The sequence below is a fragment of the Geodermatophilus sp. CPCC 205761 genome (genome assembly GCF_051383655.1).
Classification (GTDB): domain Bacteria; phylum Actinomycetota; class Actinomycetes; order Mycobacteriales; family Geodermatophilaceae; genus Geodermatophilus.
In genome coordinates this window covers 119174-140595 of record NZ_JALPKQ010000001.1, presented here as the reverse complement: position 1 = coordinate 140595, position 21422 = coordinate 119174, and the positions used below count along the sequence as shown (strand labels likewise).

Annotated in this window: 22 protein-coding genes; 14 read left to right on the top strand and 8 right to left on the bottom strand. The window is 74.5% G+C overall.

The window, feature by feature from the left end:
• Positions 1 to 8: 8 nt before the first annotated feature.
• Complete coding sequence (locus MY526_RS00700; RefSeq protein WP_436689942.1) at positions 9 to 887, bottom strand: PhzF family phenazine biosynthesis protein; 879 nt, start codon at positions 885 to 887, stop codon at positions 9 to 11.
• 34 nt (positions 888 to 921) lie between these two features.
• Here MY526_RS00700 and MY526_RS00695 point away from each other — a divergent pair, with 34 nt between their 5' ends.
• Both MY526_RS00695 and MY526_RS00690 read left to right on the top strand, forming a co-directional pair.
• Complete coding sequence (locus MY526_RS00695; RefSeq protein WP_436689940.1) at positions 922 to 2151, top strand: magnesium transporter MgtE N-terminal domain-containing protein; 1230 nt, start codon at positions 922 to 924, stop codon at positions 2149 to 2151.
• The gene (locus MY526_RS00690; RefSeq protein ID WP_436689938.1) at positions 2144 to 2662 is read left to right on the top strand and encodes a DUF1003 domain-containing protein; all 519 of its coding nucleotides are present in this window, start codon (positions 2144 to 2146) and stop codon (positions 2660 to 2662) included. The genes MY526_RS00695 and MY526_RS00690 overlap by 8 nt, the downstream gene beginning before the upstream one ends.
• Before the next feature lie 14 nt (positions 2663 to 2676).
• Here MY526_RS00690 and MY526_RS00685 read toward each other — a convergent pair whose 3' ends face one another.
• Positions 2677 to 2997, bottom strand: a complete 321-nt coding sequence (locus MY526_RS00685) for an AzlD domain-containing protein (RefSeq protein ID WP_436689936.1) — start codon at positions 2995 to 2997, stop codon at positions 2677 to 2679.
• Positions 2994 to 3689 carry an AzlC family ABC transporter permease gene (locus MY526_RS00680; protein WP_436702970.1) on the bottom strand — a complete coding sequence of 232 codons (696 nt, stop codon included), beginning with the start codon at positions 3687 to 3689 and terminating at the stop codon, positions 2994 to 2996. The genes MY526_RS00685 and MY526_RS00680 overlap by 4 nt, the downstream gene beginning before the upstream one ends.
• A 213-nt stretch (positions 3690 to 3902) precedes the next feature.
• On the opposite strand from MY526_RS00680, the gene MY526_RS00675 reads away from it, so the two are divergent.
• The gene (locus MY526_RS00675) at positions 3903 to 5054 is read left to right on the top strand and encodes an Mrp/NBP35 family ATP-binding protein (RefSeq protein ID WP_436689932.1); all 1152 of its coding nucleotides are present in this window, start codon (positions 3903 to 3905) and stop codon (positions 5052 to 5054) included.
• 51 nt (positions 5055 to 5105) lie between these two features.
• Here MY526_RS00675 and MY526_RS00670 read toward each other — a convergent pair whose 3' ends face one another.
• The 4 genes from MY526_RS00670 to sigE form a co-directional block, all read right to left on the bottom strand.
• Positions 5106 to 5501 carry a twin-arginine translocase TatA/TatE family subunit gene (locus MY526_RS00670; RefSeq protein WP_436689930.1) on the bottom strand — a complete coding sequence of 132 codons (396 nt, stop codon included), beginning with the start codon at positions 5499 to 5501 and terminating at the stop codon, positions 5106 to 5108.
• A 94-nt stretch (positions 5502 to 5595) separates the two neighbouring features.
• The gene (locus MY526_RS00665) at positions 5596 to 6903 is read right to left on the bottom strand and encodes a S1C family serine protease (RefSeq protein ID WP_436689927.1); all 1308 of its coding nucleotides are present in this window, start codon (positions 6901 to 6903) and stop codon (positions 5596 to 5598) included.
• 299 nt (positions 6904 to 7202) lie between these two features.
• The gene (locus tag MY526_RS00660; RefSeq protein WP_436689925.1) at positions 7203 to 7796 is read right to left on the bottom strand and encodes a zf-HC2 domain-containing protein; all 594 of its coding nucleotides are present in this window, start codon (positions 7794 to 7796) and stop codon (positions 7203 to 7205) included.
• Positions 7793 to 8410 (bottom strand): RNA polymerase sigma factor SigE, encoded by a 618-nt coding sequence (gene sigE, locus MY526_RS00655; protein WP_436689923.1) that lies wholly within the window; start codon positions 8408 to 8410, stop codon positions 7793 to 7795. The genes MY526_RS00660 and sigE overlap by 4 nt, the downstream gene beginning before the upstream one ends.
• 190 nt (positions 8411 to 8600) lie before the next feature.
• On the opposite strand from sigE, the gene MY526_RS00650 reads away from it, so the two are divergent.
• Positions 8601 to 9266, top strand: coding sequence for an O-methyltransferase (locus MY526_RS00650; RefSeq protein WP_436689921.1), 666 nt, complete (start codon positions 8601 to 8603; stop codon positions 9264 to 9266).
• Positions 9267 to 9362: 96 nt separating this feature from the next.
• Here MY526_RS00650 and glgC read toward each other — a convergent pair whose 3' ends face one another.
• The gene (gene glgC / locus MY526_RS00645) at positions 9363 to 10583 is read right to left on the bottom strand and encodes a glucose-1-phosphate adenylyltransferase (protein WP_436689919.1); all 1221 of its coding nucleotides are present in this window, start codon (positions 10581 to 10583) and stop codon (positions 9363 to 9365) included.
• A 73-nt stretch (positions 10584 to 10656) separates the two neighbouring features.
• Between glgC and glgA the strand changes: the two genes are divergently transcribed.
• From glgA to MY526_RS00595, 10 genes are all read left to right on the top strand, one after another.
• Positions 10657 to 11829: a glycogen synthase gene (gene glgA / locus MY526_RS00640; protein ID WP_436689917.1), complete on the top strand. Its 1173-nt coding sequence runs from the start codon at positions 10657 to 10659 to the stop codon at positions 11827 to 11829.
• Positions 11830 to 12053: 224 nt separating this feature from the next.
• Positions 12054 to 12995 (top strand): ABC transporter substrate-binding protein, encoded by a 942-nt coding sequence (locus MY526_RS00635; RefSeq protein WP_436702968.1) that lies wholly within the window; start codon positions 12054 to 12056, stop codon positions 12993 to 12995.
• A gap of 11 nt (positions 12996 to 13006) precedes the next feature.
• Entirely contained in the window at positions 13007 to 14095 is a 1089-nt protein-coding gene (locus MY526_RS00630) for a FecCD family ABC transporter permease (protein ID WP_436689913.1), read from the top strand.
• Complete coding sequence (locus MY526_RS00625; protein ID WP_436689911.1) at positions 14092 to 14895, top strand: ABC transporter ATP-binding protein; 804 nt, start codon at positions 14092 to 14094, stop codon at positions 14893 to 14895. The genes MY526_RS00630 and MY526_RS00625 overlap by 4 nt, the downstream gene beginning before the upstream one ends.
• Before the next feature lie 82 nt (positions 14896 to 14977).
• Complete coding sequence (locus tag MY526_RS00620) at positions 14978 to 15733, top strand: GAF domain-containing protein (protein ID WP_436689909.1); 756 nt, start codon at positions 14978 to 14980, stop codon at positions 15731 to 15733.
• A 214-nt stretch (positions 15734 to 15947) separates the two neighbouring features.
• A complete protein-coding gene (locus tag MY526_RS00615; protein ID WP_436689907.1) occupies positions 15948 to 16361 on the top strand; it encodes a response regulator in 414 nt (137 codons plus the stop codon).
• A gap of 204 nt (positions 16362 to 16565) precedes the next feature.
• The gene (locus tag MY526_RS00610; RefSeq protein WP_436689906.1) at positions 16566 to 17252 is read left to right on the top strand and encodes a response regulator transcription factor; all 687 of its coding nucleotides are present in this window, start codon (positions 16566 to 16568) and stop codon (positions 17250 to 17252) included.
• The gene (locus MY526_RS00605) at positions 17242 to 18597 is read left to right on the top strand and encodes a sensor histidine kinase (protein ID WP_436689904.1); all 1356 of its coding nucleotides are present in this window, start codon (positions 17242 to 17244) and stop codon (positions 18595 to 18597) included. The genes MY526_RS00610 and MY526_RS00605 overlap by 11 nt, the downstream gene beginning before the upstream one ends.
• A gap of 135 nt (positions 18598 to 18732) precedes the next feature.
• A complete protein-coding gene (locus MY526_RS00600; RefSeq protein ID WP_436689902.1) occupies positions 18733 to 20709 on the top strand; it encodes a multicopper oxidase domain-containing protein in 1977 nt (658 codons plus the stop codon).
• Positions 20706 to 21356, top strand: coding sequence for a hypothetical protein (locus MY526_RS00595; protein WP_436689900.1), 651 nt, complete (start codon positions 20706 to 20708; stop codon positions 21354 to 21356). The genes MY526_RS00600 and MY526_RS00595 overlap by 4 nt, the downstream gene beginning before the upstream one ends.
• Positions 21357 to 21422: the final 66 nt, after the last annotated feature.

The window sequence follows — 21422 nt, the reverse complement described above, 5'->3', positions numbered from 1 at the left end:
GTCCTCTCTCAGCTCGGGACCCGGATCCGGCCGCGCGCGACCGGCACGACGGCCCCGTGCGTGGTGGCCGAGACGGCCGCACCACCGGACGCGGTGACGGTGCAGGTCAGGACCGAGGGGCGGCCCATCGCCTCGCCCTGCCGGACCACGTAGGACGACGTCCCGTCGCCGGCCACCAGCCCCGCGGCCACCAGCCAGACGCCGGCGCCCAGGGCCGCCGATCCGGTCGCCGGGTCCTCGCCCCAGGCGATGTCGGCGGCGAACACCCGGGCGTACGCGGTGGAGGCCGCGCCGTCCCAGGCGAGGACCGAGACGCCCTCCCCCACCCCGAGCCGGCCCAGCAGTGCCGGAACGGGCGCCGCCTGGTCGACCACCTCGGGGCGCACCGCGAGGAACGTGAACGGCAGGCCGCAGCCGGCCACGTGCGCCGGGACGCCGACCACGTCGGCCGCCGACAGGCCCATCGCCTCGGCCAGCGCGGCGAGGTCCGGGCCGTCCTCGAGCGTGGGGCGGCCGCCGGTGAGCGTCGCGCCCTGCTCGTCGACCACGACGTCGAGCACGCCGGCGCCGCACTCCTGCCGCAGCGTGCCCGTGGCCGCCCGGCCGGCCCGCACCAGCGTGTGCGCCGCGCCGACGCTCGGGTGCCCGGCGAAGGGCAGCTCGGCGTAGGGCGTGAAGATGCGCACCCGGTAGGTGGCGCCCGAGCCGGCGGTCGGCGCGCACAGGAACGAGGTCTCCGAGAGGTGGAACTCGAGGGCCAGCGCCTGGCACTGCTCGGTGGTCAGCGCGTCGGCGTCGAACACGACGGCGAGCGGGTTGCCGGCGAAGGCGCGCGGCGCGAAGACGTCGACGACCTCGTACTCGAGCTCGGCTGCGGGGGACGACACGCCGCCGACGGTAGCCTCACGTCCCGTGACGACGGTGACGAGGGCGTATGTCTCCCGGCTGGCCGGGCTGACCGTCTTCGACCCCAACGGCGACCGGGTGGGCAAGGTCCGCGACGCCGTCGTCGCATTGCGCGTCGGCACGGCGCCGCCCCGCGTCCTCGGCCTGGTCGTCGAGGTGGTCGCCCGTCGCCGGATCTTCGTGCCGATGGGCCGGGTGACCTCGGTCGACCCCGGCGCGGTGGTCCTCGGCTCGGGCACGCTCAACCTCAAGCGCTTCGAGCAGCGGCGGGGCGAGACCCTGGTCCTCGGCGAGCTGCTTGACCGCTCGGTCCACCTCGCCGAGTCCGGTCGTCCCGCCGTGGTCGTCGACGCCGGGATGGAGCAGACCCGCACCGGCGACTGGGTGCTCTCCAAGCTCGCCGTCCAGGAACCCGGCCGGCTGGGCCGCCGCGGCCAGCTGCACCAGCTGAACTGGGACGAGGTCCGCGGGCTGAGCCTGCCGCAGACCGGACAGGGTGCCGAGACGCTCATCGCGACCTACCGCGAGCTCAACGCCGCCGACCTGGCCCACGCGCTGCAGGAGCTGCCGATCAAGCGCCGGCACGAGGTCGCCGAGGCGCTGGACGACGAGCGGCTGGCCGACGTGCTGGGCGAGCTGCCCGAGGCCGACCAGATCACCATCCTCGGCACGCTGGACGAGAGCCGCGCGGCCGACGTCCTCGAGGTGATGGACCCCGACGACGCCGCCGACCTGCTGGCCGAGCTGTCGAACGTCGACCGCAACCGGCTGCTCGAGCTCATGGAGCCCGACGAGGCCGAGCCGGTGCGCCAGCTGCTCAAGTACTCCGAGGACACCGCCGGCGGGATCATGACCAGCGAGCCGGTGATCCTGACCCCCGACGCCACGATCGCCGAGGCCCTGGCGCGGGTGCGCGAGCCCGAGCTCAGCCCGGCCCTGGCCAGCCAGGTCTACGTCTGCCGGCCGCCGTCGGCCACCCCGACCGGGCGCTACCTCGGGCTGGCACACATCCAGCGGCTGCTGCGCGAGCCGCCGTCCACGCTGGTCAGCGGCGTGCTCGACGACATGGAACCGCTCACGCCGGAGGCGCCGCTGGCGGAGGTGACCCGCTACTTCGCCACCTACAACCTGGTGGCCGCCCCGGTCGTCGACGGGCAGGGGCACCTCGTGGGCGCGGTCAGCGTGGACGACGTCCTCGACCACCTGCTGCCCGACGACTGGCGCGAACGGGCCCGACGTGGCTGAGAGCCAGCGGCTCGACGTCCCCCGCGGCCGGACCCGCCGGCTGAGCAGCTTCGTGCGGTTCAACCCGGACGCGGTCGGCCAGTTCGCCGAGGCCATCGCCCGCTTCCTGGGCACCGGCCGGTTCCTCGCCGTCCAGACGGTGCTCGTGATCGTCTGGATCGGGCTCAACGTCTTCGCCGTCCAGCTGCAGTGGGACCCGTATCCGTTCATCCTGCTCAACCTGGCGTTCTCCACCCAGGCCGCCTACGCCGCCCCGCTGATCCTGCTGGCGCAGAACCGGCAGGCCGACCGCGACCGCGTGGCCCTGGAGGAGGACCGCGCCCGGGCCTCGACCACCCGCGCCGACACCGAGTACCTGGCCCGCGAGCTGGCCGCGCTGCGGGTGGCGATCGGCGAGCTGGCCACCCGCGACTTCATCCGCGGCGAGCTCAACCGCATGGCCGAGGACGCCGCCGACGACGCCGACCGGCGCGAGAAGAAGGCGCGGAAGAAGCGCGACGCGGTCGGCTGAGGACGGCGGCCGGCTCAGCCGCCGGCGACGACGTGGACCAGGGCGCCGGTCGCCCCGGCGACCACCAGGACGACGATGAACGGCGACCGCAGCGCCAGCGCCAGCGCTGCGGCCGCGAGCCCGGCCAGCCGACCGTCGACGACCAGCGCGCCGTCGGTGGTGGCGGCCTGCACCGCGACCAGTGCAGCGAGCAGCGCAGCGGGCACGAAGTCGACGACGCGGGTCACCCACGGCCGCTCCACCCAGGCGGCGGGCACCGAGAGCCCGGCGAGCTTGAGCAGGTAGCAGCCGAGCGACGCCGCCACGACAGTCACCCACAGCGCGGTGCCGGTCATCGGGCCTCCTCCGACGCCACCCGCGGCCGCCCGGCCAGCGCCACCGCGACCACCGCGGCGATCACCTGCACGCCCGCGGGCACGACGGGGGTCAGCGCGAGCGCGACCACCGCGCCGCCCACCGCCACCCGCCGCTGCACGGCCGCCTCGGGGAACGACCGCTGCAGCCGCGGCCACAGCAGCGCCAGGAAGGCGGCCGGGACGACGGCGTCCAGGGCGGCCAGGGCGGCCCCGGACAGCGCCGCGGCCCCGAGCGAGCCGACCACGGTCGTGGCGTTCCAGACCAGGAAGATCGTGCCGCCGCCGGACAGGAAGGCCAGCCGGGCAAGCGCCCGGTCGGGGGCGGCGATCGCCAGCGCCGTCGTCTCGTCGATGACCCAGTGCGCCGCTCCGACCCGACGGAGCACGCCGCGCGGCCGCAGCAGCGGCAGCATCCGGACGCCGTAGACGGTGTTGCGGGTACCCAGCAGCAGCGCGCTGCCGACCGCGGCGAGCCCGCTGCCACCCGCGCCCAGCACGCCGACCAGGGCGAACTGCGAGGCGCCGGTGAACATCAGCAGCGACATCGTCATGGCCTGCCACAGATCCAGCCCGGCCGCGTCGGCCGCGGCACCGAAGGCCGCGCCGTAGAGACCCACCGCGAGCCCCAGCCCGACCGCGTCGCGCAGGGTGGCGGAACGATCTGCGGACACGGTGACCGAGGCTAACGACCCGGTCCGACACGGCGGCGGCTCGGGGGGCGGGGCACGGCGCCGAGACCGGTGCGGGCTGCGGGACGGATCACGCTCCGGCGGGCGGTTCCGGATCCTGGCCGCCGTACAGTGGCAGGAGACCCGTGTGCGCAGGTCGCCGTCGCCTCTCGGCGGGCCGGACCGGGTCCCCCGCCGAAGGAGACAGCCGCAACGATGTCCGCCCCGCTGACCGGCGCGCCGGCGCTCGACGCCGTCAACGCCGCCCTGGCCACCGTGCAGGACCCGGAGATCAACCGCCCGCTCACCGAGCTGGGCATGGTCAAGGACGTGCAGATCGGCGCCGACGGCGCCGTCCGGGTCGAGGTGTACCTGACCGTCTCGGGCTGCCCCATGCGCGAGACGATCACCAACCGGGTCACCCAGGCGGTGTCGGCCGTCGCCGGCGTCACCTCGGTCCAGGTCGGCCTCGACGTGATGAACGACGAGCAGCGCGCCGAGCTGCGCCGCACCGTCCGCGGCACCGACGCCGCCGACCCGGTCATCCCGTTCGCCCAGCCCGGCTCGCTGACCCGCGTGTACGCCGTCGCCTCCGGCAAGGGCGGCGTCGGCAAGTCGTCGGTCACGGTCAACCTGGCCGCCGCGCTGTCCCGGCGCGGCCTGTCGGTCGGCGTCGTGGACGCCGACATCTACGGCCACTCGGTGCCGCGGATGCTCGGGGTCGACGACAAGCCCACCCAGGTCGACAACATGATCATGCCGCCGCAGGCCTACGGCGTGAAGGTCATCTCGATCGGCATGTTCACCCCGGGCAACACCCCCGTGGTGTGGCGCGGGCCGATGCTGCACCGCGCGCTGCAGCAGTTCCTCGCCGACGTGTGGTGGGGCGACCTCGACGTCCTCCTGCTCGACCTGCCGCCCGGCACCGGCGACGTCGCCATCTCCATCGCCCAGCTGCTGCCCAACGCCGAGATCCTCGTCGTGACGACGCCGCAGCTGGCCGCCGCCGAGGTGGCCGAGCGGGCCGGCGCGATCGCCACCCAGACCCACCAGCAGGTCGTCGGCGTCATCGAGAACATGTCGTGGCTGGAGCTGCCCGACGGCTCCCGCATGGAGGTCTTCGGCTCCGGTGGCGGCCAGACGGTCTCCGACGCGCTGACCCGCACCCTCGGTGCACGCGTGCCGCTGCTCGGCCAGATCCCCCTGGACACGCGGGTCCGCGAGGCGGGCGACGCCGGTGCGCCGGTCGTGCTCGCCGAGCCGGAGTCGCCGGCCGCCATGGCGCTGGCCGCGATCGCCGAAGGCCTCGCCAGCCGTCAGCGCGGGCTGTCCGGGATGTCGCTGGGGCTCACGCCCGTCCGCCGCTAGCCGGACGCGACAGCGGCCCGGTCCCCTCATCGGAGGGGACCGGGCCGCTGATCACGTCGCGTCGGGGTCGAACGGGGGCGGCGTGTTGGCGTCCCGGGTGCGGACCGCGTCGCGCGCGGCCACCGCGGCTCCGGCGCCCCCCTTGGTGAGGCCCACCGTCCCGCTGACGCTGCCCCGCCGGAGTGGTGGCTCGTCGTCGTCGCCCAGCAACTGGTTCTTGATGAACGTCCGCGGGTGGTACTGCCGTAGGTCGAGGTCGCGCAGCTTCGCGAGGTCGTCACCCAGTGACTCGTCGACCTGGGCCCGGACGCCGGTGATCGCCGAGCGGGCCTTCTTGAGGCCGGCGGCGGCGTCCTTCGCGAGGTCCGGCAGCCGCTCGGGCCCGAAGATGAAGAGCGCAGCCAGGGCGAGGACGATGATCTCGCCCCAGCCGATCGAGTCGAACACGCGCGCCTCCCTCCTCCTGCGGACCCCCTGACCGCCGAGGCCTCAAGACTAGGCGGACGGGGCCGCCCGGTCAGTGCCCAGTCCGGGGGGTGTCTCAGGCCTGGTCGAGCGTGGCCTGGACCGTGGTCGAGGACCCGTTGCGGATCAGCTCGAGGGTGACCGTCTCCCCGGGGTCGTGCGCGTCGATGGCGACGACCAGCTCCTCGGAGCTGCCGACCGCGTCGTCGTCCACCGCGATGATGACGTCCTGCTCCTGGATCCCGGCCTCGGCCGCGCCGCTGCCGGGCTCGACGTTGACGACCAGGGCGCCGTCGCGGGTGCCGTCGGTCACCGAGCGCGCGTTCACCCCGAGCGCGGCGTGCACGGCCTGACCGGTGGTGATCAGCTGCTGGGCGATGTCGCGGACGGCGTCGATCGGGATGGCGAACCCGAGGCCCACGCTGCCCCCGCCGAGCGAGGCGATGGCGGTGTTGATGCCGATGAGCTCGCCGGAGGCGTTGACCAGCGCGCCGCCGGAGTTGCCGGGGTTGATCGGGGCGTCGGTCTGCACGGCGCTGATGACGGCGTTCGTGTCGCTGCCCTCCCCCGAAAGCCGCACCGGCCGGTCCAGGGCGCTCACGATCCCGCTGGTCACAGTGCCGGCCAGACCCAGCGGGGAGCCGACGGCCACGACCGGGTCGCCGACCACGACGGCGTCCGAGCTGCCGAGCGCGGCGGTCAGCAGCCCGGGCTTCTCCACCTTGAGGACGGCGACGTCGCTGGCCGGGTCGCGGCCGACGATGCGGGCCGCCGAGCCGCTGCCGTCGGAGAACACCGCGCGGATCTCGGCGCCCTCGACGCCGTCGGCGCCGGAGATGACGTGGTTGTTGGTGACGATGTAGCCGTTGGCGCCGTCGATGACGACGCCGGACCCGGTGGCGCCGGCCTGGCCGAGCCGCACCTCGACGGAGACCACCGTGGGGGTCACCCGCTCGGCGATGTCGGAGACCGAACCCGGCTCGCGGGCGATCCCCTCGTCGGTCTGGTTGAGCTGGGTGTCCGGGGCCAGCAGCGGCTCCTCGGTGGCGGTGCGGGTCAGCAGGTAGCCGGCCGCCCCGCCCGCGGCGCCCACGAGCAGGACGGCGAGCAGCACGAGCACCGACAGCCGGACCGTCAGGTCGCGCAGCCGCAGCCGCTTGCGACCCTTCGCGTCGACGACGACCGGGCCTTCCTGCTCCTCGGGCTCCTCGAACACCGCCGGGCCGGTGAGCCCGGCCGGCGCGTGCGGGTCCCGCCAGGGGTCGTTGCGGGCGTCGGGTTTCCACCACGGGCCGGTGGCGGTGCGCCGCCGTCCGGGCCGCCCACCGGGCGGCTCCTGCAGGCCGCGCTGTCCCGGTCCGGCGGGCGCGAAGGCACGCAGCACCGCCTCCGGCGGCGGTGGCGGGACCGGACGGGCCGGCGGCAGGGGACGGTCGCCGGCGAAGCTGCCGGAGATCGCGGCCGGGCGGCCGAAGGCGGCCTGCTGGGCCGGGCTCGGCGGCGGGACGGAGGCCCCCGCCGGCCGGGGGTGGGCCGGGGGCGGGTCGAAGCCGCCGACGCCGTCCCGCGGGCGGGCGAAGACCTCGTCGGGAACCGGGTCGGCGGGCGCCGGCCGCGGCTCCTCCGGGGTCTGCGGGGTCTCGGGCAGCGGGTCCTCCCCGGCCGGGGGGTCGGTGCGGCTGGTCAGGGCGTCCCGCCCGGCGTGCCGGGTGCGGGTGACCCGCCGGCGCCGACGGTCATCGCGCGCACCACCGGCGGCACGATCTCGGTGCGCACCTCCGCCGGGGAGTCGGCGACCGAGGCCGGCACGGAGCGGTCGCGGTCGGCACCGGCGGCGGGCAGGTTGAGGGCGAGGACGGCGACACCGAGCCCCAGCCCGGCCAGCGCGCCGCCCATGCCGCGGCGCAGCCACCGTGCCTGGTGCGGCCGTGCGGGAGCCGGGGCGGGCGGGTCTAGCGGCACCGACCAGGAGCCGGACGCGCCGCTGACGGTCAGCTGCCCGGGGCCCGCGCTGAGCGCACCGAGTCCCCCGCCGGTGCCGGGGACGTCGGTGGTGAAGGGGATGGCCCGCAACCGGGACAGGAGGTCACCGGGCACCGCGACCTCGGAGCAGGTGTGCAGCGCCTCCTTGGCCTCGCGCTGGGCCTGGACGGCCATCCGGCACTGCGCGCACCCGGTGAGGTGCCGGGCCGCGCGCGCCGCCGGACCGCCGGCCAGCTCGCCGTCGACCAGGGCCGCGATCGCCTCCTGCGCGAGGTGGCTCTCGGGGATGTTCACCCGGCGCCCCCCTCGACGACGCCCACGGCGGCACCCGGGCGGCGCGGGGCGAGGTGCGCGAGGGCCTCGCGCAGCTGCACGCGGCCGCGGTGGATGCGGCTGCGCACCGTGCCGAGCTTGATCCCCAGGGTCGCCGCGATCTCCTCGTAGGTCAGACCCTCGATGTCGCAGAGGACGACGGCGACGCGGAACTCCGGGGAGAGCGCGTCCAGCGCCGCCTGCACCTGGGGATCGAGGTGGGTGTCGGTGTAGACCTGCTCCGGGCTGGGCGAGGTGCCGGGCAGCCGCTCGGTGTCCTCGGGCAGCGCGTCGAACCGGATCCGCTGCCGGCGGCGGACCATGTCGAGGAACAGGTTGGTCGTGATGCGGTGCAGCCAGCCCTCGAAGGTGCCGGGCGAGAAGTCGGCGAGCGAGCGGAAGACCCGGACGAACGTCTCCTGGGTCAGGTCCTCGGCGTCCTGCGGGTTGCCCGAGAGCCGGTAGGCCAGCCGGTAGACCCGCGCGGAGTGGTCGCGGACGACCTGCTCCCACGTCGGCGCGACCCAGACGTCCGCCGCCGGGCCGGGCTCGTCGGGCGCGGCGGCCGGCTGGACGGGGGAAGCGGGGTCGGACACCCCACCAGGATCGCAGACGGACGTCGTCGGCGACTCCCCGCCGTCGGCGGTTCGGGGTCTGACTCCTCGCTCAGGGCGCACGTCAGGACCAACGGGCCGGCGACGGGGTGGTGTTCCCGTTCACAGGACACTCACAGCTGCGCCGGTCGCGGGCCGTCGCGGCCGGGAGGGCCACTACCCTCGCCCGGTGATGAGCGCCGGTGATCGAGGAGCGGAGCGGCCGCGACCGGGCGGCGACGGCGCCGCGTACGCCGACCGCTTCGCGACCGAGACCCCCGAACTGGTGGCCGCCCGGTCCCGCGCCGCGCAGCTCGGCGGCCCGGCGCCCGTCGAGCCCGCGGTGGGCGCCACGCTCGCCGTCCTGGCCGCCGGTGGCGGCGCCCGCTCGGTCGTCTCCATCGGCAGCGGCGGGGGCGTCGCCGGGCTCTGGCTGCTGCGGGGGATGCGGACCGACGGCGTCCTCACGGCGCTGGACGGCGACCCCGAGCAGCTGCGCGCCGCCCGCCGGGCGTTCACCGAGGCGGGCTTCCCGGCCGGCCGCACCCGGATGATCTTCGGGACACCCGGCGAGGTGCTGCCCCGGCTCTCGCCGGGCGCCTACGACATGGTGGTCTGCGCCGGCGCGCCGACCGAGTACGCCGCGCACCTGGACGCCCTGCTCGAGCTGGTGCGGATCGGCGGCACGCTGGCCTGCCACGGCCTGCTCGAGGGCAACCGGATCGCCGACCGGGCCGCGCGCGACGCGCAGACGGTGACCTGGCGGGAGCTCGCCCGCGCCGTCCGGGAGCACGAGGACCTCACGTCCGCCGTCCTGCCGATCGGCGCCGGACTGCTGGTCGCCACCAGGCGCCGCTAGGAACGGACCCCGCCCTCCCCGCCCCGCGCACCCTCGGGGCGGTGCCCTGGTCGGGGCCGGTGCAGGGACACCAGTGGTGGGAGCGGGGGGGCCGCCTCAGACGAACGCGCGGGACCCCTTGCCGAGGACGGTCACCCCGCCCGCGCTGACGTGGTAGCGCTCGGCGTCCCCGACCAGGTCGACGCCGACCCGCGCCCACGGCGGGACGACGACGTTCTTGTCGAGGATGGCCTTCCGGACGTAGGCGCCCTCACCGACGTAGACGCCGTCCATGAGCACGCTGTCCTCCACGCGGGCGCCGCGCTCGACCCGCACGCCCGGCGCGATGACCGAGTTGTGCACCGAGCCGCCGCCGATGATCGCGCCCGCGCTGACCATCGACTCCTCCGCCCGCCCGCCGAGGACGAACTTCGCCGGCGGCAGCTGCGGGGGCGAGGTGAGGATCGGCCACCGGTCGTTGTAGAGGTTGAACACCGGGGTGACCGACACGAGGTCCATGTGGGCGTCGAAGTAGGAGTCGATCGTCCCGACGTCCCGCCAGTAGCCGTGGTCGCGCTCGGTGGTGCCGGGGACGATGTTGGTGGAGAAGTCGTAGACCCACGCGTCCCCGGCGTCCGACAGCATCGGCATGATCGAGCCGCCCATGTCGTGGACGGAGTTCTCGTCCTCGGCGTCGGCGCGCAGGGCCTCGAGCAGGGCGTCGGTGCTGAACACGTAGTTGCCCATCGAGGCGAAGCTCTCCTCGGGAGAGTCCGGCAGCCCCGGCGGGTCGGCCGGCTTCTCGAGGAAGCCGCGCACCCGGCCGTCGGCGTCGGCGTCGATCACCCCGAACTCGGTGGCCTCGGCGCGCGGCACCCGCAGCCCGGCGATCGTCACGCCGGCGCCGGTCTGCAGGTGCTGGTCGATCATCTGCGCCGGGTCCATCCGGTACACGTGGTCGGCCCCGAAGACCATGACGATGTCCGGCCGGGCGTCGTAGATCAGGTTGAGGCTCTGGAAGATCGCGTCGGCGCTGCCGGTGTACCAGCGCGGTCCGAGCCGCTGCTGCGCCGGCACGGGGGTGATGTAGTTGCCCAGCATCTGCGACAGCCGCCACGTCGTGGTGATGTGCCGGTCGAGGCTGTGGCTCTTGTACTGGGTGAGGACCGCGATCTGCCGGACCTCGGCGTTGACGAGGTTCGACAGCACGAAGTCGATGAGCCGGTAGTTGCCACCGAAGGGCACCGCCGGTTTGGCCCGGTCCGCGGTGAGCGGGGCCAACCGCTTGCCCTCACCGCCGGCCAGGACGATGCCGAGAACCCGAGGACCGCCACGCATGTGACGCAACGTAGCTGCTGAACGGGGTCGTCGCCGCACCACGGTGCGCGGCGGTGCCCCCTAGGGTGAGCCGGTGCGCATCGGGATCGTGACCCGCGAGTGGCCGCCGGACGTCTACGGAGGGGCGGGGGTGCACGTCGAGCACCTCGTGGCGGCGCTCCGGGCGCTCCCTGCCGGCCCCGAACTCGACGTCCACTGTTTCGGCGATCCGCGCGCGGACGCGACCGGTCACGCCGTCCCGGCGGGGCTGCAGGCGGCCAACGGCGCGCTGCAGGCGCTCGGGGTGGACGTCGAGATCGCCGGCGCCCTGGCCGGGGTCGACCTCGTGCACAGCCACACCTGGTACGCCAACGCCGCCGGGCTGTTCGCCGGCCTGGTGCACGGCGTGCCGCACGTGGTGACCGCCCACTCCCTGGAGCCGCGCCGGCCGTGGAAGGCCGACCAGCTCGGCGGCGGGTACCGGCTCTCCTCGTGGGTGGAGCGCACGGCCTACCTGGCCGCCGACGCGGTGGTCGCCGTCAGCAACGGCATGCGGGCCGACGTGCTCGACGCCTATCCCGACCTCGACCCCGAGCGGGTGCACGTCGTCGGCAACGGCGTGGACGCCGACGCCTACCGGCCGGTGCAGGACCCCGGCGTCGTCCGGTCCCTGGGCGTGGACCCCGACCGCCCCTACGCGCTGTTCGTCGGGCGGATCACCCGGCAGAAGGGGGTGATGCACCTGCTCGCCGCCGCCGAGCAGCTGCCGGCCGGCGCCGGCCTGGTGCTCTGCGCCGGCGCGGCCGACACCCCCGCCGAGCGGCAGCAGGTCGCCGACGCGGTGGCCGCGCTGCAGGCCCGGCGGGACGGCGTCGTGTGGATCGAGGCGATGCTGCCGCGCGAGCAGCTCGTCCCGCTGATCACCGCGGCGACCGTCTTCGTCGTCCCGTCGGTGTACGAGCCGCTGGGCATCGTCAACCTCGAGGCCGCCGCCTGCGGCACCGCCGTCGTCGCCAGCGCGGTCGGCGGCATCCCGGAGGTGGTCGACGACGGCCGCACCGGGCTGCTGGTGCCCTACACCCCCGAGGACGAGGCGACGTTCGAAGCGGGTCTGGCCGCCCGGATCGCCGAGCTGCTGGCCGACCCGGCCCGGGCCGCGACCATGGGCGCCGCGGGGCGGGAGCGGGTGCTCGCGGAGTTCGGCTGGCCGGCGATCGCGCAGCAGACCGTGGGGGTCTACTCCGCCGTGCTGTCCACGCGCGGCTGATCCGCCGCGCCGCTGGTACCGTTCCCCCGCCGGCCACCGAGCCGGCGGCGCACGATCAGCGAAGTCCGGTGCGAACCCGGTGCTGTCCCGCAACTGTGATGGTCGCCCGTCGACCTGAGCCAGATCGCCTGCCGTGCGCCCTGTTCCGACCCTCGCGGCAAGGGTCGCGCATCGGGCGTCGGGCGCCCTGTGGGCGGCGCCTGCCGCCTCCCGAGAGGCCTCCGTTGCCCAGCACCGTCTCCCGCCGGCTCGCCCCCGCCGCGCTGCTGCTCCCCCTGCTCCTCGTCACGTCGGCGTGCGCCGGCGACGACGCCGCCGGCGACACCGCCGGCGCCTCCCCGAGTGCCGCCGAGGACTTCCCGGTCACCGTGACCGGCGACGACGGCGAGCTCACCCTGGACCAGCGGCCGGAGAACATCGTGTCGATGTCGGCCACCGCGACCGAGATGCTCTTCGCCGTGGGCGCCGGCGAGCAGGTGGAGGCCGTGGACAGCACGTCGAACTTCCCGGCCGAGGCGCCGGTGACCGACCTGTCGAGCTTCACGCCCAACGCCGAGGCGATCGCCGCGTACTCCCCCGACCTGGTCGTGCTCAGCGACGACCTCAACGGCATCGTCGCCGCCCTCGACGCCCTCGAGGTGCCCACCCTCCTCCTGGGCGCCGCCGGCAGCCTCGACGACAGCTACGCCCAGCTGCAGACCCTCGGCGACGCGACCGGCCACGCCGACGAGGCCACCGAGGTCGTCGCCGACGTGCAGGAGCGGATCGAGGCCGCCGTCGCCTCGGTCCCGGCCGAGGCGCAGGGCATGCGGGTCTACCACGAGCTCGACCCGAGTTTCTTCTCCGCGACCAGCGAGACGTTCATCGGCGGGATCTACTCGCTCTTCGGCCTGGAGAACATCGCCGACGGCGCCGCCGACACCGCCGGCGGGTACCCGCAGCTGTCCGCCGAGTACGTCGTCGGCCAGGCGCCCGACGTCGTCGTGCTCGCCGACACGGTGTGCTGCGCGCAGGACGCGACCGCGCTCGCCCAGCGCCCCGCGTTCGACACGGTGCCCGCGGTGCAGGAGGGCCGGGTGCTCGAGGCCGACGACGACATCGCCTCCCGGTGGGGGCCGCGGGTCGCGGACTTCGCCGAGGACGTCGCCGGGGTCCTGCAGGGCTGACCGGCACGGCGATGACGGCCACCACGGGCGGCACCCGCAGCCCCGCAGCACCCGCGCCCGCCCGCCGCCGGCACCGGGCCGCACTGGTGCTGTGGGGCTCGGCTGCGGCGCTCGTGCTGGCCATGCTGGCCGGCGTCTGGGTGGGGGCGCTGCCGCTCCCTCCCGGCGCGGTCGTCGCCACCCTCGCCGACCGCGCCCTCGCGCCGCTGGGCGTGGAGGTGCCCGGCGGCCTCGAGGGCACCGGCGCGGCGGTGCTGCTGCAGCTCCGGCTGCCCCGCGTCGTGCTGGCCGCGCTCGTCGGCGCGGGGCTGGCCGTGTCGGGTGCGGCCTACCAGGGCGTCTTCCGCAACCCGCTGGCCGACCCGTACCTGCTCGGCGCGGCCGCCGGGGCCGGGCTGGGCGCGACCCTGGTGATCGCGTACGCGCCCGGCACGTCCCTGGGGCCGTTCGGCGTGGTCCCGCTGGCCGCCTTCGCGGGGGCGCTGGTCGGCGTCGGGGCCGCGTTGGTGCTCGGCACGGCGGCCGGCGGGTCGCACAGCGCCACCCTGCTGCTCGCGGGGATCGCGGTCGCCTCCTTCCTCGCCGCGGCGCAGACGCTGGTGCAGCAGCAGAACACCGACGACCTGCGGGAGGTCTACGGCTGGCTGCTCGGCCAGCTGGGCCGGGCGCAGTGGACCGACGTCGTGCTCGTCCTGCCCTACCTGGGCGCGGCCTGCCTCGTGCTGCTGCTGTGCGGGCGGGCCCTCGACGTGCTCGCCGTCGGCGACGACGAGGCGCGGTCCCTCGGCGTCCACCCCGGGCGGCTGCGGCTGCTGGTCATCGTCGCCGCGTCGCTGGCCACCGCCTCGGCCGTGGCGGTGAGCGGGCTGATCGGGTTCGTCGGGCTGGTCGTCCCGCACATCGCCCGCCGCCTGGTCGGCGGGTCCAACGCGCGGGTGCTGCCCACGGCGCTGCTCACCGGCGGGGCCTTCCTCGTGCTGGCCGACCTGGTCGCGCGGGTGGCCCTGGCCCCGGCCGAACTGCCCATCGGCGTGGTGACCGCCTTCGTCGGGGCGCCCTTCTTCGCCGGGCTGCTCTGGGTCGGGGCGCGGCACCGGTGACGCCCCGCGGCGGGGCCAGCGTCGAGGTCGTCGGGCTGTCGGCGGCCTATGGGCGCACGCGCGTGCTGTCCGACGTCCGGCTCGCGGTGGAGCCCGGCGGGTGGACGGCGGTCATCGGCCCCAACGGCTCGGGCAAGTCCACCCTGCTGCGCGCGGTGCTCCGCTTCCACCCGCACGAGGGGATGGTGCGGGTCGACGGCGTCCCCACGGGCGGGATGCCCCGCCGGGAGCGCGCCCGGCAGCTGGCCTACGCCCCCCAGCGCCCGATCGTCCCGGAGGGCGTCACGACCGGGGACTACGTGACCCTGGGCCGCACCCCCCACCGCGCGCTGCTGGCGGCGCCCCGCCACGTGGACCGGCAGGTCGTCGCCGACGTGATGGAGCGGCTGGAGCTCTCCGGGTTGGCCGACCGGCTGCTGTCCACCCTCTCCGGAGGCGAGCAGCAGCGCGCCGTGCTGGCCCGGGCGCTGGCGCAGCAGCCGCGGGTCCTGCTGCTCGACGAGCCGACCGCCGCGCTCGACCTCGGCCACGCCCAGCAGGTGCTGGACCTGGTCGACCGGCTCCGCCGGCAGGACGGGCTCACCGTGCTGAGCACGCTGCACGACCTCAGCCTCGCCGGGCAGTACGCCGACCGGCTGGCCCTGCTGTCGGAGGGACGGGTGGTGGCCGAGGGCCGGCCGGCCGAGGTCCTGACCGCCGAGGCGCTGCAGCGGCACTACGGAGCCCGCGCCGAGGTCGTCCCCGGCCCGTTCGGCCCCGCCGTCCTCCCGCTCCGCGCCCCGGGGGACGACGGGGCGTGAGTCGTCGCCGGGGTCCCGGCACCCGGCCCGCTGACGTCCCGATTCACCCGGTGCGGAACGTCGGCGTGCCGCATCATGAGGTGTGTCTATCGCCGCGCGCTTCACGGCCGCGCTGGACCTCGAGGACGACCCCGACCTCGCCGCTCCCGAACTACTGCCGGTGCGGTTGTCCCGGGCCTGCGCCCGGATGCTCGGCGTCGACGGGGCCGGTCTGAGCGTGCACGACGCCGCTGGACGACGGATCCCACTGGGGGCCAGCTCGGCCGAGGCCGCCGTCGCCGAGCGCCTGCAGTTCACCGCCGGCAGCGGGCCGTGCGAGACCGCGCAGGAGCACCGGGAGCCGGTCTTCGCCGCCCTGTCCGACCTCCGCCGCCGGTGGCCCACCTTCGCCGAGCTGCTGGTCGAGCGGACCGGGTACCGCGCGGTCGTCGCCCTCCCCCTCGGCGAGACCCTGGCCGGGAAGGGCGCCCTCGACCTGTTCTTCACCGACGAGGCGACGGTGACCGACCTCGACGTCTTCGAGGCGATGGTGGTCGGCGACCTCGTCACCGCCGCGCTCGGGGACGCCGCCGTGTGGTCGTCCTGGTCGCCCCAGGGCGGGCCGGCGTGGCTGCACGGGCCGACCGCGCAGCGCCGGGCGCTGGTCTGGGAGGCGATGGGCCACACGAGCATGGCGCGCGACGTCGACGCCCCGACGGCGCTCGACCTGCTCCGCGCCGCGGCCTGGTCGTCGGACCGGTCGGTCGACGAGCTGGCCGAGGACGTGGTGCACGGCCGGGTGGACCCGGCCCACCTCCGCGCGGACGTCGACGACCCGGCGGAGCGGCCACCCGTTTGAGCTCGCCGCGTTCACCGTGGGTCACGGGTCGGCTGCGCGCCATCCCTTCGATTGGGGGTCGGACACCCCCGCCGTTCGGCTGTCGCCGGGGGGTCCACCGGTTGCGAGACTCGTCCCTGCCGACCAAGGTCCCTCGCATCGTCGTGACGGACCGTGGGTACGGTGCGCTCCGCCCACCGGGGTGGGGCGCAGGTGCCGAAGGAGGAGGTGACGCGTGATCAGGGTGCTGCTCGCCGACGACCACGCGTTCGTCCGGGACTCCCTGGTCGAGCTTCTCGGTTCCAGCGGCGACGTCGAGGTCGTCGCCGCCTGCGAGGACGGCGCACAGGTGCTCGACGCCGCGCAGCGCACCCAGCCCGACGTCGTGCTGCTCGACGTCGGGATGCCCCGCGTCACGGGGCTGGAGGCGGCCCGACAGCTGCTGTCGGCACACCCCGACGCGAAGATCGTGCTGCTCACCGGCCAGCTCACCCCCGCGCTGGTGAAGGAGGCGCAGGAGATCGGCGTCGCCGGCTACCTGCTCAAGGACGACGACCCCGGCGCGCTCCCGGGCCACGTACGTGCGGTGGCGGCCGGACGGACGGCGTGGAGTGATGCGGCCGCATCGGCAGGTGCCCCGAACGGGTGACGGGTCCCCTCGGGTCAGGGCACGGAACCCCACCGTCTCACTTACGCTGCGTGTCGACTCGCTGATGTGATGTGGGTGACGGCAGGGACCTTCGACCCGAATGGGCGCGAAGCCCTTGGTGAGAAGAGCCCCGCTCAGGTCACATAAGCGCGCTCCCCCCGCTGAGTCGGGCGGGAGCACTCGCTGACCAACGGGGGGGATCCCATGGCGCTTGCACAGATGGACCGGCCGGCAGACACAGCCACGACGCGTGTGCTGGTCGTCGACGACCACCGCACGTTCGCCGAGCTGCTGTCGGGAGCGCTGGCGTTCGCGGGCATGGACGCCGTGGGGACCGCGAACTCGGCCGCCCAGGCGATCGCCATGGCCCAGGACCTGCAGCCCGACATCGTCGTCATGGACATCGAGATGCCGCGCCAGGACGGGCTGGCCGCGACCCGCCGCATCCGCGAGGTCGCGCCGCAGGCCGTCGTCGCCGTCGTGACCGCGCACCGCGACCCCGACTGGGTGGTCCGCGCGGCGCAGGCCGGCGCCTCGGCCTTCATCCCCAAGGACGGTTCCCTCGCCGAGATGATCGACGTGCTCTCCCGGGTGCAGCCCGGCCAGATGCTCGTCGCGCCCTCGACCTTCGCCGGCGGCCCCACCTGCGCGCCGGCGTCGACCGGCGACCGGGGCACGGTGCCCCAGCTGACCCGCCGCGAGCAGGAGGTCCTCGACTGCCTCGGCCGCGGCATGCAGGTCAAGGCGATCGCGCGGGTCCTCGGCATCACCCTGGAGACCTGCCGCGGCTACGTGAAGTCGCTGCACGCGAAGCTCGGCGTCCGCTCGCAGCTGGAGGCGGTCGTCAAGGCCCAGCAGCTGGGCCTGATCAGCTCGGTTGATGAGCACTGAGGCCCCTGCGCCAATCCCCTCCGTCATCACCAGGTCCACGAAGGGCCGCCGTCCCGCCCGGGGCGGCGGCCCACGTCGCGAGCTGCTGGCCTTCTGCCTGACCGCCCTGCTGGTCCTGCTGGTCGTGTCGGCGGGGACGGTGTGGATCAGCGAGCGGATCGCTCGCGCCAACGCCCTCGCCGAGGCCGAGCGCTCCGCCGAGCGTCTGGGTGCGCTCCTCGTCGCACCGGACCTCGAGGAGCTGCTGCTGGGGCTGCCCGGCCGGCGGGAGGTGCTCGACCGTGCCGTCCAGAACCGGATGAGCGACGGTTCGGTCACCAAGATGGTGGTCTGGCGCGCCACCGGCGAGATCGTCTACTCCAGCGACCCCAACCTCATGGGCCGCACGCTGGAGCCCTCGGAGGAGATGCTGCGGGCCGTCGGGGGCGAGACCGTCTCCGACGTCGACGAGTCGCCCGAGACCTCCACGAACGGCGCCGAGGCGCTGCTCGAGGTCTACGCCCCGCTCTCCGCGGCCGGCGAGGACTTCGCCTTCGAGGCGTACTTCTCCTACGAGACCATCGACCGGCAGGCCGCACGGCTGCGCGGGCAGATCATCCCCATGGCCATCGGCGCGCTGGTGCTCCTGCAGCTGGTGCAGATCCCCATCGCCACGTCCCTGGCCCGCCGGGTGAGCCGGCAGGAGGCCGAGCGCACCGCCCTCATGCAGCGCACCATGGACGCCTCCGACCGCGAGCGCCGCGCCATCGCTGCCGACGTGCACGACGGGCCGGTCCAGGACCTCGCCGGGGTGAGCTACGCCCTCTCCGCGCTGCGCGGCAGCCTGCCACCGGAGCGCCAACCGACGGTCGACCGGCTGGTGGGTGCCGTGCGGCACGCCGTCCAGTCGCTGCGCCGGCTCATGGTCGACATCTACCCGCCCGACCTCAGCGGCCCGGGTCTGGGCGAGGCGATCAAGGACATGGCCGAACCGTTGCGGGCCGAGGGGGTCGAGGTCCTCGTGGACGCCGGCCCGCTGCCGGAGATGACGCCGGACGCCGCGGCGGTGCTCTACCGCACCGCCAAGGAGGCTCTGGCCAACGTGGCCAAGCACGCCCAGGCCCAGCACGCGTGGGTGACCCTGGAGGAGACCGAGGTGGCCGACTGTCCCGCGGTGCGCCTGGAGATCGCCGACGACGGGGTGGGTTTCCCGGCGACGGGGACCGACCGCCGGCAGGAGGGCCACCTGGGCATGTCACTCCTCCGGGACCGCGTGGTCGACCTCGGTGGCACCGTGACGCTCAGTGAGCGGCCCGGTGGAGGGGCGATGCTGACCACAGTGGTACCACTGAGTGACGGTCAGTGACCCAATACGGCGTCTGACCTGCACAGACCCCCCAAATACGGGATGCCGTCCACCCCCTGTGACGGCTGTGACGAGAGGGTCCCGAACGGGAGAGTTCCACTACCGCACGAGGCGGCAGTAGAAGGAGCTTCCCCGATGGACACGCCCAGCCTGAACCGACGCGACGTTCTCAAGGTCTCGCTCGCCGGCACCGCCGCAGCGGCCCTGCCCTTCCAGGCTGTCCTGAAGGCGGCGACGGCGTCGACCCTCGCCGAGACCAAGATGCCGAAGCCCTTCCTCGCCGCCTTCAAGGCACCGGCGGTGCTCGAGCCGGTCGCCCGGGACGACGTCCCCGGCAACAGTTACGGCAAGGTCCCGGACGACTACGTCCCGGTCCCGGGCAACTCGCACTTCCCCGGCCAGCCGATCACGGGCAGCGCCTACGCCGGAACGGACTACTACCGGATCACCGAGACCAACGTCCAGGCGCAGATCGCGCCCGGCATGTGGACGAAGTTCTGGTGCTACTCCGGCAAGGCGAAGGACGGCTCGACGATCCGCTCGGTGCCGGGCCCGACCATCCGGTCCTACATCGGCAGGGACGCGAACGGCAACAAGGCCCCCCGCCGCACCGTCATGCAGGTCATCAACGACCTGCCGGTCAAGCACCCCACCGCCGGCTACGTGCCGTGGACCTCCCTGCACCTGCACGGGTCCCCCTCCAAGCCGCAGTTCGACGGCTACGCCGGCGACCTGACGAACCCGGGCGAGTGGAAGAACTACGAGTACCCGAACAGCTGCACCCCCCGGACGCTCTGGTACCACGACCACGGCGTGCACCACACCGCCGAGAACGTCTACATGGGCCTGGCCGCCCAGTACCACCTGGTCGACCGGGAGCTGGAGCAGGCGCTCGAGATCCCGCAGTACGACCCGAACCTGCCGCCGGTCGCCCCCGGCCAGTACGAGGCGCCGCTGATCCTCAGCGACGTCATCCTCAGCGCCGACGGTCAGCTGGTGTTCGACGACTCCGGCGACGACGGCCTCTACGGCGACATCATCCTGGTCAACGGCGTGCCGTGGCCGAACATGAAGGTCGAGCCGCGCAAGTACCGGTTCCGCATGCTCAACGGCTCCCTCGCCCGCGGCTACCAGCTCCGGATGAGCAACGGCATGTCGTTCAAGCTGATCGCCACCGACGGCGGGTTCATGCAGTTCGCCCAGGACGTGACCACGTTCCGGATCGGCATGGCCGAGCGCTACGAGTTCATCCTCGACTTCAAGGACCTCAAGGGGCAGAAGGTCCAGCTGCTCAACGACGGCGTGGCCAACGCGATCGACTACGACAACACCGGCAAGATCATGCAGTTCGAGGTCGGCACCAAGGTGACCAGCACCGCGAACAACAAGGCCCCCGGCCAGCTGGGCGCGCCGCACCCGGCGATGGCGCTGAAGGCCGCCGACCGGAAGACCGTCCGGACGATGGAGCTGCACCGCAGCAACGGCCTGTGGAAGATCAACGACCAGACGTGGGACGACGTCGTGCGGTCCAACTACACCCGCCTGTTCGCCAACCCCCAGCGTGACGACATCGAGATCTGGGAGGTCACGAACAACGGCGGCGGCTGGTTCCACCCGCTGCACATCCACCTGATCGACTTCAAGGTCCTCACCCGGAACGGCCTGCCGCCGGCGCCCGAGGAACGTGGCCCGAAGGACGTCGTCTACATCGCCGAGGGCGAGACCGTGCGACTGCTCATGAAGTTCGAGCACGAGGACGGGCGGTACATGATCCACTGCCACAACCTGTCGCACGAGGACCACGACATGATGCTCCAGTACCAGGTGGGGCACCACGACATCGACTGCGACGCGATCAACTCCTGCCCGCCCAAGCCGCTGCCGGCACCCGACCTGGTTCCCGCGCAGCCGCCGGCGGCCGCGGCCCCGGCCGAGCCGGTCGACGACTCGTCCTCGGGTGACTCGTCCAGCACCTCCAGCACGTCGAGCACGTCGAGCACGTCCGGCTCGTCGGAGACCACCTCGACCGGGTCCACCACCCCGGCCACCGGCAGCACGACGACCGGCACCACGACGACCGGCACCACGACGACCGAGGGCGGCGGGCAGTGAGCACCGCCGTCGCCGAGCCGGTCGCGGCACCCACCGACGGACGCCGCGACCGGTCCGCCTGGTGGCTGCGGATCACGGCCCTCGGCGCGGCCGCGGCGGGCGCGCTGCACGTGGCCGCCGCGGTCGACCACCTGGGTGCCGGTGAGCTCGCGGTCGGGTTCTTCCTGCTCACCGCGCTCGTCCAGGTCGGCTTCGCCGGCTGGCTGCTCCTCACCAGCATGACGAGGTCGACGCCGGACCGTCGCCTGGTGGCGCTGGCCCTGCTGGGCACGGTCGGCCTGCTGGCGCTGTACCTGGTGGCCCACGCGACGAACCTGCTCGACGCGTTCGCGGTGGCCGACCACGCCACCGGCGCCCACGCGCACAGCGACAACATGGAGCGCATGCTGCGCTACGACCCGGTGACCGGCGTCGACTACTTCGCGGGCATGTCCCAGGCCGACGGTCCCGTCGCCATGGCCGGCGACCCGGTCGCCACCCGGCACGGGCCCGAGGCGGTCGGCACGGCGACGGTCGCGGTCGAGCTGCTCACCGTCCTGGGGCTCACCGCGCTCCTGCCGTCGTCCTGGCGACGGACCGCGGTGAACGGCCTGTTCGCCCTCGGCGGGCTGGCCTGGATCCTCTGGTTCGCCGGCGTCCTCGGATGAGGACCGCCCCCCGATCAACCGTCACGGTCACCGGTGACCCCCGCACCGGTGACCGTGGCGGTGGCC